The organism is Reichenbachiella faecimaris (assembly GCF_900176375.1).
Lineage (GTDB): Bacteria > Bacteroidota > Bacteroidia > Cytophagales > Cyclobacteriaceae > Reichenbachiella > Reichenbachiella faecimaris.
The window spans coordinates 1,350,165-1,367,075 of sequence record NZ_FWYF01000001.1 but is presented as its reverse complement, the minus strand read 5'-3'; the positions used below and the strand labels follow the sequence as shown (position 1 = coordinate 1,367,075).

Sequence of the window (16,911 nt, the reverse complement as noted above, 5' to 3'; positions counted from 1 at the left end):
CCGAACCTTTTTTGTTATTTTTAGGCAAAAACCAATCGCATCATGTTCAAGCACTATCTCAAAATAGCCTTTCGCAACCTCACACGCAACAAAGTCTTTTCTATCATCAACATCCTAGGCCTAGCGGTAGGTATGGGCGTTTGCCTGCTCATCTATCAATACATACACTTTGAAATGAGTTTTGATGAATTTCATGAGAATGGGGAGAGAGTTTATCGATTGACACGAGAGGATTTAAGAGGAGGTGAAGTCATAGACCGTGGCATCAGCGTGCAAGAAAATTTAGGTCCGTTGGGGTTGGATGCTATTCCGGAAATTAGAAACACGGTACGTATTCATGATTCATTTGAAGATTTGGTGTTTACTACAAGGAACAAAGAGAAGGTTTTTCAAGAAGCCAACTACTGGTATGCAGACTCTACATTTTTTGATGTTTTTACTTTTCCACTTAAATACGGCAATGCTAAAAATGCACTAGCTGAGTCTCATCATATCGTGATAACTGAAGAGATAGCACATAAATACTTCGGAGATGTAAATCCGATAGGTAAAGAAATTGTTGTTCATGCGAATACGCTGAGTGGAACTTTTGTTGTGACAGCGGTATTGAAATCGCTACCCACAAATAGCCATTTGCAGTTCGACTTTCTAATGCCAATGGAATTTCTCACGACCAATTTTCGTCCTTTTCGAGAAGGTAATGGATGGGATTGGTACAATTTTGCCACATACATTGAACTGGATGGCAAATCCAATCTTTCATCAGTGGAGTCCAAATTTGAACAAATAATTTTGGATCACATCGGTGAGGAGTTGTTAACGCACGAGGAACATGTGAAGATTCATTTGCAGGCCGTATCTGATATACACTTGTATTCAGATTTTCCCGACGAACTGGTGCATAATGGCGGGAATAAACAACAAATACAATTCTATGCCTTAATCGCAATTTTCATACTGGTGATCGCGTGGGTCAATTATATCAATTTGTCCACTGCTCAATCTCTAAAAAGAGTTAAGGAAATAGGCGTACGAAAATCTATTGGGGCTTTTAAAAGACAATTGGTAATGCAATTTATGACTGAAAGTCTAGTGCATAATCTCATAGGCGCTGTGGTAGCGATAGGTTTGGCTCATTTATGCCTACCAGTTCTCAACGAGTTTATTGGTCATACCTTATCATTTAGTTTATTCTATTCCATTGAGTTTTGGGTGATTTATGCTTTAGTGATTCTACTGGGAGCATTGTTGGCTGGGGCGTATCCTTCTTTTGTGGTGGCTGGGTTTCAGTCGATTGGTTTGATGGGGTCTAAAAATAATACCCGAGCTGGAAGCGCAACTTTCCGAAAAGGGTTGATTGTTTTTCAATTCATTATTTCCATTTTGTTGGTATCTGGAACTTACCTAGTTCATCGTCAGACTAGCTATATGATGAAGCAAGATCTAGGAGTGAACATGGAAGAGGTATTGGTGGTGAATGGTCCTCGAGTGGTGCTCGAATTGGATCGCGACATTCAATTATCAAAATTTAAAAATTTCAGAAATCAGCTGACCGCTCATCACTCCATCATTGATGTTTCAGGTTCGAGCCATACACCCGGACAAAAATTTAGCTGGGTTGGAGAAATCAGAAAACTCGGAACACCTCGAGAGGCGTATAAAAATGGCTACGTGGTTTTTACGGACTCGCACTTTGCAAATACCTACGATCTACAATTTGTAGCGGGAGGCGGATATGAATCGCACATGACCTCCTATGAAGATGGTTTGATTATCAACGAAGCGGCAGTTCGAGCTTTTGATTTAGGGACTGCGGAGCAAGCTTTGCGAGAGCAATTGATCGTGAGTATAGGAGATACATTAAGCATTTTAGGTGTGGTAGCGGACGTTCACTGGCAATCGCTAAAAGATGCGCATTACCCTATGGTATTCGCGTTGCACCAATTTGACAATGTGGTTTTTTCAGCCAAAGTGAAAACTAAAGACATGCAGGAGACACTTGCCCTGGTTCAGACAGCTTATCAAGAGAATTTCCCAAATGATCCCTTTACTTATCATTTCCTAGACGAATCCTTCAATCGCCAATACCAAGCCGATCTCCAGTTCGGCAATCTTTTTGCTGCGTTTTCAGGGTTAGCCATCTTCATTGCTTGTCTAGGATTGTTCGCCTTGGTGTCTTTCTCAGCCACCTTGAGAATGAAAGAAATAGGCATTAGGAAAGTACTGGGAGCGAAAATCGGCCATTTGATGATGCTATTGTCGAAAGAATATTTGTACCTGCTACTTATCGCGAATGTACTGGCACTCCCTACTGTCTGGTATTGGGGTAGCGAATGGCTTAACAACTATGCATTCAAAATTGACATGAATATCGACCTGTTTGTTATTCCTGGGCTGATGCTTCTTGTTGTTTCCACTTTTACTGTCAGTTACCAAACCTTCTCTACAGCCAAAGCCAACCCCGTGGATTCGCTGCGGTCGGAGTAGAAACGAAAAACCCGTCAGGTTTTCAAAACCTGACGGGTTTAATATTAATGTTTTAGCGAAAGCTTATCCTAAAGCGATCTGCTTCATGGCCGTCATAGCGCCTCTGAGTTCACCGCCCACGTACTCTATGTCGTGGCTTCTCAATACTTCATTGATCTGAATCAAAGTCACATTGTCTACGCCATTGTCGATGCCGTCATTGTAGTCTTTGCCAATGATGTTGGTGTCTACTGACTTCATGAAGTCGGCCAATAATGGTTTACAAGCGTGATCGAAGAGGTAACAACCATACTCAGCCGTGTCAGAAATTACTCTGTTCATTTCGAACAATTTTTTTCTCGCGATAGTATTGGCAATTAGTGGGGTCTCGTGAAGAGACTCGTAGTAGGCAGATGCACCTTGGATGCCCGCTTCAGTCATAGTCTCATAAGCCAACTCTACACCAGCTCTTACCATGGCCACCATCAACAGGCCTTTGTCATAGTACTCTTGCTCGGAGATGTCAATATCTGCAGGAGCCGTTTTTTCGAAAGCAGTCTCACCAGTAGCTGCTCTCCACTTCAATAGGTTCTTGTCATCCTCAGCCCAGTCTTTCATCATGGTAGAAGAAAATTCTCCAGACATGATGTCGTCTTGGTGTTTTTGAAACAAAGGTCTCATAATGTCTTTCAATTCTTCTGAAACCTCGAAGCATTTAACTTTTGCCGGGTTCGAAAGTCTGTCTAGCATACCAGACACACCACCATGCTTCAAGGATTCAGTGATTACTTCCCATCCGTATTGGATGAATTTCGCAGCCCATCCTGCATCAACGCCTTCAGCCACCATTTTGTCAAAGCAAAGAATTGATCCAGTTTGCAACAATCCACAAAGGATGGTTTGCTCACCCATCAAATCAGATTTTACTTCCGCTACGAAAGAAGATTTCAAACACCCAGCTCTGTGCCCACCCGTAGCAGCAGCATAAGCTTTGGCTTGCGCCCAACCTTTTCCTTCTGGGTCGTTTTCTGGATGTACGGCTACCAGGGTAGGTACGCCAAATCCTCTCAAATATTCTTGTCTTACTTCAGAACCTGGAGACTTAGGAGCTACCATGATTACAGTTAAATCTTCTCTTACGATTGTGCCTTCTTCCACGATGTTGAATCCGTGAGAATAAGATAGTGTAGCACCCTTCTTCATCAAAGGCATGACAGCATTGACCACAGCCGTATGTTGTTTGTCTGGAGTCAAGTTGATCACCAAATCAGCAGAAGGAATTAGATCGTCGTAAGTACCTACTGTAAAACCAGCTTCTGTGGTGTTTACATAGGAAGCTCTTTTCTCGTCGATCGCAACTTGTCTCAATGCGTAAGAGATGTCCAATCCAGAATCCCTCATGTTTAATCCCTGGTTCAACCCTTGTGCACCAGCACCTACGATCACGATTTTCTTTCCTTTGAGTGCGTCTACGCCGTCTGCAAATTCAGATCCGTCCATAAATTCCGCTTCACCCAGTTGATTCAACTGCTCTCTCAGCGATAACGTGTTAAAATAATTTCCCATATCTTTTTTATTCTTTATTGCTTTATTTTCCTTTTGTCATTTCAACAGAGGAGAAATCTTATTAAGCTCGATAAGATTTCTCACCATAGGCTCGAAATGACAAAGAATTTTGATTGTCAATTCTCGATATTCCTATCAGTGTTGCTTCAATCCCATAAGAGTTACTCGCAGAGAACTCTGATGCTCTTAATCAAGAGGCAATTCTCACTTTACAAAGATGGCGGGCCTTGCGCCAATTATTGTGGTGAAAAAATGAAAAGTTTAGGTAATTTTCAACGATTCTCTCTGTAGTCTAATGGTGTGATACCTTCAGATTTTTTGAAAAATTTGGTGAAATATGACTGATCCTTGAAATTGAGGTGATCCGCTATTTGTGTGATAGAGTAGTCCGAATACTTCAACAATCGTTTGATTTCTATAATTTGCTTCTCTCGAATGAGCTCTTTTGATGTTTTTGAGGTGCGTTCTTTGACTAAGTGGGTCAAATGATTTTCACTAACATTCAGCAGGTTTGCGTAGTCCTTGATACTTAAATTTTGATGGTATTTTTCCTCGATCAGTTCACGAAAGCGTTTGACCAAGACGTGTCCCTTTTGTTTGACACCCTCTAAATACTCAGGTGGATAGAGTCGTTCACAACTGCAAAGGATCAACTCCAATAACGCATGTGATAATTCATAACTGCCCTGGTCGGTTTTGTTCATTTCCTCGCATCCTTTTTTGAATAAGGACTCTAAAAACGCCTGTTCTGTTTTGTTTTTAATCAATAGAGGCGGATTGTCTTGTTTTACATTAAAGAAGAAAGGATATTCCAAAAGCTTATTTTGATTGCTTTTATCAAGCAGATAGAATTCGCCTGTGAAAAGGAAGATATAGCCAGACACGTCTTCTGAGAGTTCTAGTTTGTGTGCTTGCCCCGGGCTCAAAAAGAAAATGCAAGGTGGCTTGATCTCATAGCTGTTATTGTCAATGATATGCACGCCAGATCCCTGAGTAAGAAATAACACCTCGAAAAAATCGTGACAATGTGGATACTCCACTTCAAAGTGGCGATTGGCATCAAATACTTCAACCTGGTAGGGTTTCTCCCCACCTGCTTTAAATTTTTCAATACTATAAACGGGTATGCCTTTCATCGCGGGTAAAGATAGTCACCACGAAGAAATCCTCATTGGTATGTCTCAAAAGTTGTTCGCCATTGCGAACATCGTGAAGCAATCTTATGAATAGATACGTATTCGAACAATAAGATCACTTCGTTCCACTCGTGATGACGGATGATTTGACTTTTGAGTCATACTCAATTTTTTCAGTCGTTGCTGCAGCTCATTCTAAACGGATGCCCCGAATGCTCCCTCTTGTTGCATCAGAGAATGACGATGTTAGTGCAGGCTGCTACTGACTCCCTCAGACCCGCCATCTCCCACCACCAACTCAAAACTGTGAGTAGGGTTCAATCCTGGCTCCATTCTATGAGATACATAAATGATTGTGGTTTCCCCTTCCTGAGCAATACGATTGATTAGGCCAGTCATAAGTGATGCACTTTCATCATCCAGATCTACAGAAGCTTCGTCTAAGATGAGCAGGGGTGGATGCTTTACCATGGCTCTTGCAATCATGATCATGCGCTGATGGCACATGGATAGGTCGATGAATGGATGGTCAGCTAAATGTGCAAGACCAATGAAATCTAACCACTCATGAGCTAGTTTGATTTGCTGGTCAGAGGGTATGTGATAGAGTCCCACGGAGTCAAAAAATCCAGAAATAATCATATCGCGAACAGTTTGCCTTCTTTTAAACTGAAAGGTCATATTGGTAGTAAAGTATCCTACCTTTTGTTTGATGCCCCAGATGGTTTCACCACTTCCTTTTTGCTTGCCAAATAGTTTGATGTCTTGGCCATAAGCCTTTGGGTTGTCGCCAGTGATCATGGTAAGTAGGGTAGTCTTACCACTGCCATTGGGCCCATAGAGGTGCCAAAACTGTCCTTTGTTGATGACCCAGCTGATATTTTTTAGAATGCATTTATCGAGGTATGAGACGCTCACCTGATTGAAAGAAACCAGTGGATTGTCAAAAATCGATACCTCATGCAATGGATTGGGTAGTGGATATTGAATCTCAGTTTTGGTTTGAACTTTAACTGGCTCAACTAAACTTTCTTTTTTTAGTTCTTGACTTTCATAAGTGAACTCCTCCGTCAAAAATGGCAGACGATCATCATCACGAGAATAGATATTTATAATGCCAGAGAGATGTGATTGCGTTTCTAGTAAATCAGCAATTCTTTTCCTTGCCATGGTATCTAGATTGTCCAGCAGGTGATCAAGTATGAGTGCTTCTGGTTTTTGATTCAACGTGTACTTAAGAAAAGCCTGTTTTCGCTCTCCTGAGGACATGGAGTTCAGGGTCTGGCCATTTTGCTTAAGGATGGCCTCATTGTCATGGATCAGTTCCTCATCAATGAATTTAAGAATGGTTTTGGGAGAAATGATGCGAACATGAATTCCTTCGAGCCACCTGAAAGCATCACAGTATTTCTTGTCAAGCAGCCCATTCATCAAAGGCTGACGTTCAGGCGCTTTCGAAAGTTTTATGTTCCAGAGGTGATTGATTTGCTGCATAGTAAAGTAGACATTTGTCTGACGCAAATATGCACGGATCACGGAAAATTCTCCTTAATCTTTGATTTTGATCCCAATGATTTGTGGCAAAACACCTTCTACACCTTTGAATTGGATTAGAATTGTATCTCCCATACGCAAGGAGGAATATATCTTTTCGATTTTCAAAGTGGTATGGGATTGTATATTGCTGAATCGATAATTATATACACTGGACCTTCCACGCACAAGATCGATTTCTATTTGAGTGTTTTGTGGGTCAATCTCTTGGATCAAATCTTCGCGAATAACAAATCGCAATTTATTGGCATTGTTGGGTTGATTGATTTCTGTCAGACTCACGCCAGATGTGTACACGATCTCTCTTTCGCCCCAATAAAATTTTAATCTATCATCACTTCTAAAGCCAGTGCATAAAGTCAAAAGTACGAATGGAATTAAAGCGCGAACTATATTTTTCATCTTCAACGAATAATTTGACTACTAAAGTAAGGACTTTCCAAGTCCCAAATAAGTGCTGACGGACGGATAGCGGCTATCTAGTGACAAACGATGAACTGGGCTGGCTGTGGAGCATTTTCCTCAATTGAGTCGTGAATGGAACACTTGATTTTATGGAATGCCTCGAAAGATATCCTTCAGAGTGGTTTTTTAGTTGGATTGATTTTTTCAATACAAAATTTGATACCCACCACTGGGATCATCCAAAATAAAAAGACACTATGATGAAAAACATAAAGAACTTATTAGTTCCAATAGATTTTACAGAAGAATCAGTGGCTGGTTTGAAGGCCGCCAATCAGTTTGCAACAAAATTTAAGAGTCAGGTGCATGTTGTGCATTTCTTGCCCTATCATCCAGTAGTGACTCCTGTTTATCCTGGAGATGCTTCCATGATAGTGAATTCGGCTGTGCAAGAGCAACAGATGGAGAGAGAAAAGTCTCATGTGCTGAAAAAGATTAAAACTGAAATGGATTTGTATTTGAGTGAAGGGCTCAGAGGACGAATTTATATTGTGAGTGATACGCTCAATTCTGGAATGAATGATTTGCTAGATGATATTGAGATTGATTTGATTATTTCTGGTACTTCTAGGGATAACAATCTGCTTGAGAAATTTTCAGGTAACAATACAGAAAAAATGATTCGTAAATCAGGTATTCCTGTACTTGCGATTTCGAATTATGCAGACATCAACTTGAACAATGTACTGATTGCAACTGACTTGAGTACTGAACTACCAGGCCGATTGTACGACATGTGTAGACTACTGGAAAATCATGGAGCTACTATACATTTTGTGAATGTAGATACCACACAGCTACTCAACGAGGCTGATACTCTTCCAAAAATGACAGCTTTGGTCAAATCAATCGGATTAAGAAATTATAGAATTCATATTGTTTCCAACAAAGCTGAAGTCAATGGAATACTGAATATAGTAGATCAAATCCACCCGGGACTGATTCTAATGAAGACTTATCAAAAATCTAACTTCTGGACCTTCTTTGAGGGAAGTTTGGCCGAAAAAGTAATTAAGGAGACAGATGTTCCCGTATTGGTAGAACAGGTTTAATCCGGTGTGGAAAATTATCCCCACAATCATTCTGACTGTTGAAATTAATACTCTTCAACTAATGGAAATTTTGTGATTAAGCTCCTCAAAGCAAGATTAAAATAGAGGAATGGTTTTAGCGACTGATTAAGCAATTATCATTTGAAAGAGGAAAATCCTCATTAATAGCAAGCACTAAATACGACATGAATATGAACTTTAATAATAGAAATAACAACCTGCATTTTATCTCATTGGCTTTCCTTATCATCCTAGCCAGTTGCTCTACGAATTCTAAGAAAACAGAAGCAGCGGAGACCATGGAAGAGGTAAAGGAAGAAGCTCTTAAAGCTAAAGAAGAGTTGAAAACAGAATACAATGAGGTCATCAAAGCAGTAGATAAGAAAATTGCTGGTTTGGAAGAAAGGCTGGAAGGAGCCTCGGATGATGTTAAAGATGACATTACTGCGACTTTGGATAAGCTTGGAGCTCAAAGACAAAAAATGGCAGATGAACTGGCCGAAATGTCTGAGACCTCCGTGGAAAATTGGGAAGAAGTGAAAGATGAGTCTGAAGATGTTTTGATTACTTATCAGGCCAAAATTGATAGCCTCACTTTAGAAGCTGAAGAATTATTTAACAATTAATTCCCTTTTTGTAGAGTAGACAATGACCAGGTCATTTGACTTGGTCATTTCTTTATCCATTTCTATCATAAAAAATTAGAAGTAATGAAAGAACCTATGAATATCACAGAGCAATTGATCAAATCACATTTGGTTACCGGGGCGATGACGCCAGGCACTGAAATTGGTCTTCATATAGATCATGTATTGCAGCAAGATGCGACCGGTACATTGGTGATGCTGGAATTACAGGCCATGGGCCTGACTGAAGTAAGGGCAGAAAAAGCAGTGCAATATGTTGATCACAACTTGCTTCAAACTGATTTCAAAAATGCAGATGACCATGCTTTTCTGCAGGTGGCCGCTCAGAAAATGGGTTATTATTATAGTCGTGCAGGCAATGGTATCAGTCATGTGGTTCACATGGAGCAGTTTGGCGTACCAGGCAAAAGTTTGTTAGGTTCTGATAGTCACTCTTGCGCAGGTGGAGGCTTGGGGATGTTGGCGATTGGAACTGGAGGTTTGGACGTGGCTATGGCAGCGGCCGGAGAACCTTATTATGTACGAATGCCAAAAGTACTGGGTGTAGAAGTGACTGGGAAATTATCTGATTGGGTCAGTGCCAAGGATGTGGTGTTAGAGATGCTAAGTCGATACGACGTCAAGGGAGCCAAAGGCTATATTATAGAATATTATGGTGAGGGATTAAAAAATCTGAGTACATGGGATCGTCACGTCATTGCCAATATGGGAACGGAAATGGGGGCAACCTCGACAGTATTTCCATCAGACGAAAGAACAAAAGAATTTCTATCCCAACAGGGTAGAGCCAAGGATTGGGTCGAACTAAAAGCAGACGAAGGCGCCACTTATGATCTCACTGATCATATTGATTTATCAAAGGTAGAGCCTATGATTGCTTGTCCGAGTAGCCCAGGAAATGTAGTGCCAGTAAGTGAAGTGGCTGGGAAGGCAATATCACAGGTGGTAGTGGGTTCATCAGCCAACCCTGGCTATCGAGACTTCTGGATGGTATCACAGATCGTCAAAGACAGACAAGTTCCTGCAAATATTTCTTTGGATATTAACCCGTCTTCGAGACAAACCATTCAAACTTTAACCATTGATGGTGCTATGGGTGATTTGATGGGGTCGGGAGCGAGATTTCACCAAACAGGATGTATGGGATGTATTGGTATGGGGCAAGCACCAGCTAGTGGCAAGATCAGCTTGAGGACGATGCCTAGAAATTTTCCAGGACGGTCGGGAACCAAAGATGATCAAGTCTATCTATGTAGTCCAGAAACAGCTGCCGCTAGTGCGATCACGGGAAAAATCACAGATCCGCGTTCATTGAAATTCGACTGCCCAAAATTCAAAGAGCCTAAAGTGGTGAAATCTGGACTGACAGTCATTTTTCCTCCTAAAAAAAATGATAGTAAAATGGATCTTGAAATGGGACCAAACATTAAGCCTATTCCGAAATTCGGACGTTTGGAACCTGAGTTTCAGCTTCCTGTTTTACTGAAAATGGGAGATAACATTTCCACAGATGAAATTCTAAAAGCTGGAGCAGAGGTCTTGCCTCTAAGGAGTAACATCCCTGCAATTAGCAAATACGCTTATCAGGCCTTGTCGAAAGATTTTTACAAAAGAGCCAAATTGAGAAGAGAAGGCCATATTGTAATCGCTGGTGAAAATTATGCTCAGGGTTCATCTCGTGAGCACGCTGCTTTGGTGCCGAAGTATCTTGGACAGAAAGCAGTAATTGCAAAGAGTTACGCCAGAATTGGATGGCAAAATCTGATCAATTTTGGAATCATACCATTCGAATTTGAGGATTCTTCTGATTACCATGATATAGACGAGAATGACGTACTTCTTTGTACGAATCTGAGAGAAGCTATTCAGACGGATAAGCCAATATTGATTAAAAATATTACAATCAACAGGGAGATTCAAGTCAAAACCCGATTAAGTGAAAGACAAGTACGAGTGCTATTAGCTGGTGGAATGATCAATGATTTGAAAGAACGAGCTGATCGCTCCAAGCTTAAAGGCGTCAAGACGAAGGCACTGGCAGGAGCATAAGAATCAATACAAAACTGAAAGACAAATGAAAAAGTTAAATATTAAGATAAAGCAATTGATTAGCGAATTGAAACTCGCTGAAATTCTGTATAGAAAGACATCAATTCGTGTGACAGATCAACCAGTTAAAGACCAACTAGCGACCTTGGCAGACAACAAAGTCAAATTCATGATGAGCATAGTCAATCAGTTCGACGTGAAAATGGAGGAACTGATGTACGAAGTGTCAGATACGATTCGTCCAGATTGGGAAAAATTGGAAATAAAGATGGATCACCTATTACTTCAAGGTTGGGAAAAGGATATTCTTGACAACTGCATTGCAAGAGAAAAGAATTTATTGAGCGCTTATAAAGAGTTGTCTCAAGATGCTATTTACGACGATTTTATGACAGAGCTATTTACGAGTCAGTTGTCCGAAACTTATGATTTTATTAATGAGTTGGAAGAAACCAAAGCGATTTATCTGTCCATTTTTTCACTCTAAATGGTCATTAGAATGCTAGGGCATTTTTGCTGCATAGATGGTTTTGAATTAACTTGAAATATATTACACACATTAAAAAAAGGATTCTAGATGCTCAGGAAGGCCCTCATTGTAGATGATGAAGACGATATAGGATTGATGGTATCCAGAATCTTAACAAAGGAAGGTTTGCAGGCCGAGCATGTCAATCGGATTGCTGCAGCCAAGGACAAAGTTCAGGATGGAGAATATCAGGCCTATTTGCTGGATTTGAACCTTCCTGATGGAACGGGATTTGATTTGATTCCGCTGATACGTGCGCAGTCTCCCAATGCTCGCGTGATTGTGATTAGCGCACATGATGGAGTGTATGAGATGGAAAGGGTAGCACAAGAAAAAGTACATACCTTTATTAAAAAACCATTTACTAAAAGCCAAATTATTGAAGCTATTCAAGGGCTAGAGGTCCAATAGAAAACATATATGAAAAGAATCCTCATAGTTGATGATGAGCCAGATATTTGTCTTTTGCTCAAAAAGTATTTCACCAAAAAAGGTTATGAAGCATACAGCCAACCCAACGGTGAAGATGCCATCAAATGGCTCAAGGCCAATGAGGTAGATTTGGTGATTTGTGATTTCAAATTGCCAGATTATACAGGGTTAGAAATTCTTCAGAAAATCAAAATCATCCGTACGGATATTCAGGTTATCATTATTACTGGTTATTCGGACGTTAGGATAGCAGTGGATGCTTTAAAAAAAGGGGCTTATGACTATGTCACAAAACCACTTTATCCAGATGAGATTCTTGTGACTGTAGAGCAGGCACTCCACGCCAAACAAGAACAAACAAACACTCCTACAAGACAAAAACCTTCTAATAAAGAAACCAAAAAATCGACTGTTTCTCCCACTGATTATATTTCAGGTACCAGCCATCAGGCGCAAGCTGTGATGAAGCACATTGACCTGATAGCAGCTACTGATATGTCCGTAGTGATAGAAGGAGAAACTGGAACTGGAAAGGAATATGTAGCCAAAGCTATACACGAGCGAAGCCACAGAGATCAAAAACCTTTTGTGGCAGTGGACTGTGGTGCCTTACCCAAGGAGTTGGCGGCCAGTGAGTTATTTGGACATGTCAAAGGAGCCTTCACAGGTGCCATACAAGACAAGAAAGGCTGTTTCGAACGAGCCAATGGAGGAACCCTCTTTCTTGACGAAATTGGAAACTTGAGTTATGAAAATCAGCTCAACATGTTGCGTGTACTACAAGAACGAGTAGTAAGAAAAGTAGGAGGGGCTGAAGAGAAAGCTGTAGATGTACGTGTCTTGGTGGCCACCAATGAAAACCTCAGAGAAAAAGTGAAGTCAGGTCAATTTCGTGAGGATATTTACTTCCGTTTGAATGAATTCAAAATAGAACTTTCCGCTTTGAGAGAGCGGCCAGATGATATTGAAGTGTTTGCACAACACTTTCTCTCATTAGCCAATCAGCAATTAAACAAAGAAGTAAAAGGCTTCTCGCAAGATGTAGTTCAAACGTTCAGAACCTATAGCTGGCCGGGCAATTTGCGAGAACTAAAAAATGTAATCAAAAGGGGGGTGTTGCTCTGTACGAGCGATAGGATTGGAGCAGACTGCTTACCTCAGGAAATTCTCACGCCATCTGTTCATGACGAAAACATGGATATGATATTTAATGATAGCATTCCATCAAGTTTGAAGGCTGTAACTGAGCAGGCAGAAAAGCAGGCCATATTGCTTGTGCTAGAAAAGACTAATAAAAATAAAAGTAAGACTGCTGAATTATTGGGCGTGGATAGAAAAACACTGTACAATAAAATGAGAGCTTACGATATTGAGGCATAAATAATTGACTGGGTATGCCTTAAATTACTACAGAGGTTGAACTTATTCCCATAGAAATCTAACTTAGAGAGAATTGGAACAAATCGAAGGATTGAATGAAGGTACTGTAGAGAGATTGCTGAAAAGTATTTTGGATAGTGCCTTTAATGGTATCATGACCTTGAAGGCTATACGAGGCCAAGACAAAAAAATCATCAATTTTGAGTGGCAATTTGTCAATGATGTAGCAGAGGAAATTCTCGGATTTGATTCGGATGATTTGCTTGAGCATAAACTGCTCGACATCCTGCCTCATAACAAATCCGATGGTTTATTCGAAAGTTACAAGACTGTAGTTGAAACTGGGCAGTTGATGACTTTTGAACAGCACTACGCTGGCAACAATACTGACAAGTGGTACAAAATTGCTATAGTCAAAATGGGAGATGGTGTCACAGTCACCTTTCAGGATGTATCTGATTTGAAAGAAGCGATTTTGGAAGTAGAGGCTAGAGAGAAAAAATATCAAAAACTGTTTGACGAGTCTATAGACGCTATTTTTCAAGCAGACGCCCGATTTCGCTTTTTAGATGCAAACAATTCTCTACAACATCTATTCAGATATTCATTAGATCAGCTGATGGATCTCACGCTCAGGGACTTGATTTTGGATTCAATAGCATATCGAGATTTTAAAAAGACCTTAACAGATCAAAAGCGGGTAGAGGAATATGAGGTGGAAATGCACGATGCAGCAGGTTACAAAAAGATTTGTATTGTCAATTGTGTATTGCTAATAGACCCTGAGAGCAAAGAGAAGAGTTACATAGGCGTGATCCGAGACATGACCAAAAGAAGGCAAGCAGATAAAGAGCTTGTTCAGGCGGAAAAGCTTTCCATGACAGGAAAAATTGCGCGTACCATCGCTCACGAAGTGCGTAATCCATTGACCAACCTTACACTAGCACTAGACCAGCTCAGAGATGAAGTGACGGATGAAATTGAGGATGCAAATCTCTACTTCAGTATAATCAAAAGAAACTCAGACCGGATTGGTCAGCTCATTACTGACTTGCTCAATTCCTCCAAACCCAAAGACTTAAAGCTTGTGAGGCAGCCGCTCAATGACGTGGTGAATCAATCAATTGGTTTAGTCAGGGATCGTCTGAACCTTCAGAATATGGAGTTCCACGAAAATCTGGGACAAGACCTGCCAGAAATTGCACTAGATGCAGATCAGATGAATATAGCCCTACTCAATTTATTTATCAATGCGATAGAAGCAATGAAACCTGATCAAGGCCAGCTAAAAGTCTCTACCGCACTGGAAGGAGACCGAGTGGTGGTACATGTATCTGATAATGGCAAGGGGTTGAATAAGGAGGATTTGAGTAAATTATTTGAGCCTTTCTTTACAGGAAAGACTGAAGGGACCGGATTGGGACTCACTACCGTTCAAAATATCATTCGAAGTCATAAAGGAAATATACGGGCAGAAAGTGAGGTAGGTAAAGGCACCACCTTTACGATAAGCTTTCCTTTGTGATTGGGGAATTAGTTTCCCACATGTAAGTTAATATCCACGACATTTATGATTTTCTCTCCCGATTGGCAGCTTAAAAGCCATTTTAAGCCTTGGTATGTTATTCGCAACTCTTCTGATAAAACGATTTAATAAAAACAGAAGATTATGGATAATAGCCTACTAGATATACAAAAACCGAAAAAGAAATCATTTGCCTCACTAGGCTACACCAAGCTCGAAACGGCAGAGTTAGTCGACGCGATGAACAGGCTGCTGGCTAATTATGCCGTACATTATCAGAAACTGAGAAACTTCCATTGGAATGTAAGAGGACGTGATTTTTTCGACATCCATGAAAAATTCGAGGAGCAGTACAAAACAGTCAGTGAGGTGGTAGATGAAATTGCAGAAAGAATCCGAATTTTTGGCCAGATGCCACTCAGTTCATTGAGAGAGTTTCTCGAAACCTCAAATATCAAGGAGTCAGGGACAGATCTGACAGGCCTGGAAATGGTCAAAGAAATCATCAAGGACTATCACATACTATTGGAGCATTTATTTGCTACGATCGAAGTAGCAATCGAAAATGGCGACAGTGGCACGGAGGAAATGATGAAAGGTTTTGTGAAGCAAGTGGAGAAAGACCACTGGATGCTGACAGCATTCACCCATCAGGGATGATAGATCCTATTAAGAAATTCAATTTAAAGGCCTCAAAGGTATTGAGGCCACTCACTAAAAATAGATAAACATGAAAGCATTAAAAATGATATCAACATTCATTATTGGAGCAGGAGCAGGGATAGCTGCAGGATATTTGACAGCACCAAGAAGTGGAAAAGAATCAAGAGATAAATTGGTGGACGAATCAAAAGAATATAAAGATGCTTTAGAAAAGGCGGCTACTCAAAAGTTGTCGGAGGCAAAAAGCATGCTCAACAAGACCATCAAAGAAAAGGCTGCGCAGGGCAAAGAAATTTTGGATCAAGTAGCAGATAAAGCAGTACGCTGAGTGAAGAAATAGTGGGTGAAAGCAAGTCTTAATAAGGGCTTGTTTTCACTTTTTTCCTTTCAGTTTACCCAATCACGAAAATAATGGAATTCAATTTGAATAAGGCGATAGAAATTTTAAGCGGCAAACTTTCAGGCTGGCTAGAAGCGCTCACCGCCATGTTGCCTAATATGGTAGTGGCTCTTTTTGTACTCATAGTAGCCTATATAGCTGCCAGAATGTTTAGAATGGCAGTGGGACGTTTGATGCGAAAATTTGCTGCAAAAGAGGCGATCACTAGCCTGTTTGCCGCTTTGGTTTATCTGGTTGCGTTGGGCGTAGGTCTTATCGTCGCGCTCAATGTCTTGCATTTGGAACAAACAGTTGCTTCGTTGCTGGCAGGTGCGGGTATCATTGGCTTGGCACTAGGTTTTGCTTTTCAGGATATTGCTGCCAATTTCATTTCAGGGGTGCTCTTAGCTTTCAGAAAGCCTATTCAGGTTGGAGATATTATCGAGACCAAATCCTTTATCGGCATGGTAGAGAAAATAGATCTCAGAGTGACCATGCTTAGAACCTTTCAAGGTTTGCATGTGATCATTCCAAACAGAGATGTATTCCAAACGCCTGTGACCAACTATACCAAAACTTCTGATCGAAGAATAGATATGGAAGTAGGTGTCTCCTATGCCGAAGATCTCAGGGAAGTAAAGAAAATTGCCATTGATGCAGTTTCTGAATTGCCTTATTTGCTATCGGGTCGAGAAGTAAACTTGCATTACAAAGAATTCGGAGACAGCTCGATCAACTTTATTCTTATGATCTGGGTGCACTACCCAGACGAACCTGGATTTCTAAAGGCCAGAAGTGATGCAATTATAGCCGTGAAAGAGGCATTCGATAAAAATGGAATTACCATCCCATTCCCAATTCGCACGATGGATTTTGGTATCAAAGGAGGAAAGACCTTGACAGAAATGAATTTCCACACAGATACCAGGAAGGTTATGAAAAATGGTCAATCAAAAGATTCACAAGAAATGACTGGCTAATGTTGAAGAACAGATGGTGAGCAAGGAGCCTTGACTTGAGTAACGTTGGGGCTTTTTTTATGCTTTGAAATTATTGAAACTCATTTAT

The 16,911-nt window shown here is 40.6% G+C and carries 15 protein-coding genes; 11 read left to right on the top strand and 4 right to left on the bottom strand.

What is annotated here, in order from left to right; translation table 11 throughout:
* The first annotated feature begins 42 nt into the window (after window positions 1-42).
* Window positions 43-2,487 (top strand): ABC transporter permease, encoded by a 2,445-nt coding sequence (locus B9A58_RS05710; RefSeq protein ID WP_084371447.1) that lies wholly within the window; start codon window positions 43-45, stop codon window positions 2,485-2,487.
* A 63-nt stretch (window positions 2,488-2,550) separates the two neighbouring features.
* Here the strand turns inward: B9A58_RS05710 and ilvC are convergent, their stop codons facing one another.
* The 4 genes from ilvC to B9A58_RS05690 all read right to left on the bottom strand — a co-directional run bounded on the left by ilvC (window position 2,551) and on the right by B9A58_RS05690 (window position 7,124).
* Complete coding sequence (gene ilvC, locus B9A58_RS05705) at window positions 2,551-4,032, bottom strand: ketol-acid reductoisomerase (RefSeq protein ID WP_084371446.1); 1,482 nt, start codon at window positions 4,030-4,032, stop codon at window positions 2,551-2,553.
* 272 nt (window positions 4,033-4,304) lie between these two features.
* Entirely contained in the window at window positions 4,305-5,168 is an 864-nt protein-coding gene (locus B9A58_RS05700) for an AraC family transcriptional regulator (protein ID WP_084371445.1), read from the bottom strand.
* A 246-nt stretch (window positions 5,169-5,414) separates the two neighbouring features.
* Window positions 5,415-6,662 (bottom strand): ATP-binding cassette domain-containing protein, encoded by a 1,248-nt coding sequence (locus B9A58_RS05695; protein ID WP_084371444.1) that lies wholly within the window; start codon window positions 6,660-6,662, stop codon window positions 5,415-5,417.
* Between the two features lie 54 nt (window positions 6,663-6,716).
* Window positions 6,717-7,124: a hypothetical protein gene (locus B9A58_RS05690; RefSeq protein ID WP_084371443.1), complete on the bottom strand. Its 408-nt coding sequence runs from the start codon at window positions 7,122-7,124 to the stop codon at window positions 6,717-6,719.
* A gap of 260 nt (window positions 7,125-7,384) precedes the next feature.
* Between B9A58_RS05690 and B9A58_RS05685 the strand changes: the two genes are divergently transcribed.
* The 10 genes from B9A58_RS05685 to B9A58_RS05640 all read left to right on the top strand — a co-directional run bounded on the left by B9A58_RS05685 (window position 7,385) and on the right by B9A58_RS05640 (window position 16,823).
* Window positions 7,385-8,239 carry a universal stress protein gene (locus B9A58_RS05685; RefSeq protein ID WP_084371442.1) on the top strand — a complete coding sequence of 285 codons (855 nt, stop codon included), beginning with the start codon at window positions 7,385-7,387 and terminating at the stop codon, window positions 8,237-8,239.
* A gap of 191 nt (window positions 8,240-8,430) precedes the next feature.
* Complete coding sequence (locus B9A58_RS05680; RefSeq protein WP_139793756.1) at window positions 8,431-8,865, top strand: sll1863 family stress response protein; 435 nt, start codon at window positions 8,431-8,433, stop codon at window positions 8,863-8,865.
* 84 nt (window positions 8,866-8,949) lie between these two features.
* The gene (locus B9A58_RS05675) at window positions 8,950-10,935 is read left to right on the top strand and encodes an aconitate hydratase (protein WP_084371440.1); all 1,986 of its coding nucleotides are present in this window, start codon (window positions 8,950-8,952) and stop codon (window positions 10,933-10,935) included.
* Window positions 10,936-10,960: 25 nt separating this feature from the next.
* Window positions 10,961-11,422 (top strand): hypothetical protein, encoded by a 462-nt coding sequence (locus B9A58_RS05670; RefSeq protein ID WP_084371439.1) that lies wholly within the window; start codon window positions 10,961-10,963, stop codon window positions 11,420-11,422.
* Between the two features lie 90 nt (window positions 11,423-11,512).
* The gene (locus tag B9A58_RS05665) at window positions 11,513-11,875 is read left to right on the top strand and encodes a response regulator (protein ID WP_084371438.1); all 363 of its coding nucleotides are present in this window, start codon (window positions 11,513-11,515) and stop codon (window positions 11,873-11,875) included.
* 9 nt (window positions 11,876-11,884) lie between these two features.
* Window positions 11,885-13,276, top strand: a complete 1,392-nt coding sequence (locus B9A58_RS05660) for a sigma-54-dependent transcriptional regulator (RefSeq protein ID WP_084371437.1) — start codon at window positions 11,885-11,887, stop codon at window positions 13,274-13,276.
* 73 nt (window positions 13,277-13,349) lie between these two features.
* Entirely contained in the window at window positions 13,350-14,801 is a 1,452-nt protein-coding gene (locus tag B9A58_RS05655) for an ATP-binding protein (protein WP_084371436.1), read from the top strand.
* A gap of 144 nt (window positions 14,802-14,945) precedes the next feature.
* Window positions 14,946-15,461 carry a Dps family protein gene (locus B9A58_RS05650; RefSeq protein WP_084371435.1) on the top strand — a complete coding sequence of 172 codons (516 nt, stop codon included), beginning with the start codon at window positions 14,946-14,948 and terminating at the stop codon, window positions 15,459-15,461.
* A 70-nt stretch (window positions 15,462-15,531) separates the two neighbouring features.
* Window positions 15,532-15,792 (top strand): YtxH domain-containing protein, encoded by a 261-nt coding sequence (locus tag B9A58_RS05645; RefSeq protein ID WP_139793755.1) that lies wholly within the window; start codon window positions 15,532-15,534, stop codon window positions 15,790-15,792.
* Between the two features lie 83 nt (window positions 15,793-15,875).
* A complete protein-coding gene (locus B9A58_RS05640; RefSeq protein WP_084371434.1) occupies window positions 15,876-16,823 on the top strand; it encodes a mechanosensitive ion channel family protein in 948 nt (315 codons plus the stop codon).
* The last annotated feature ends 88 nt before the right edge of the window (window positions 16,824-16,911 follow it).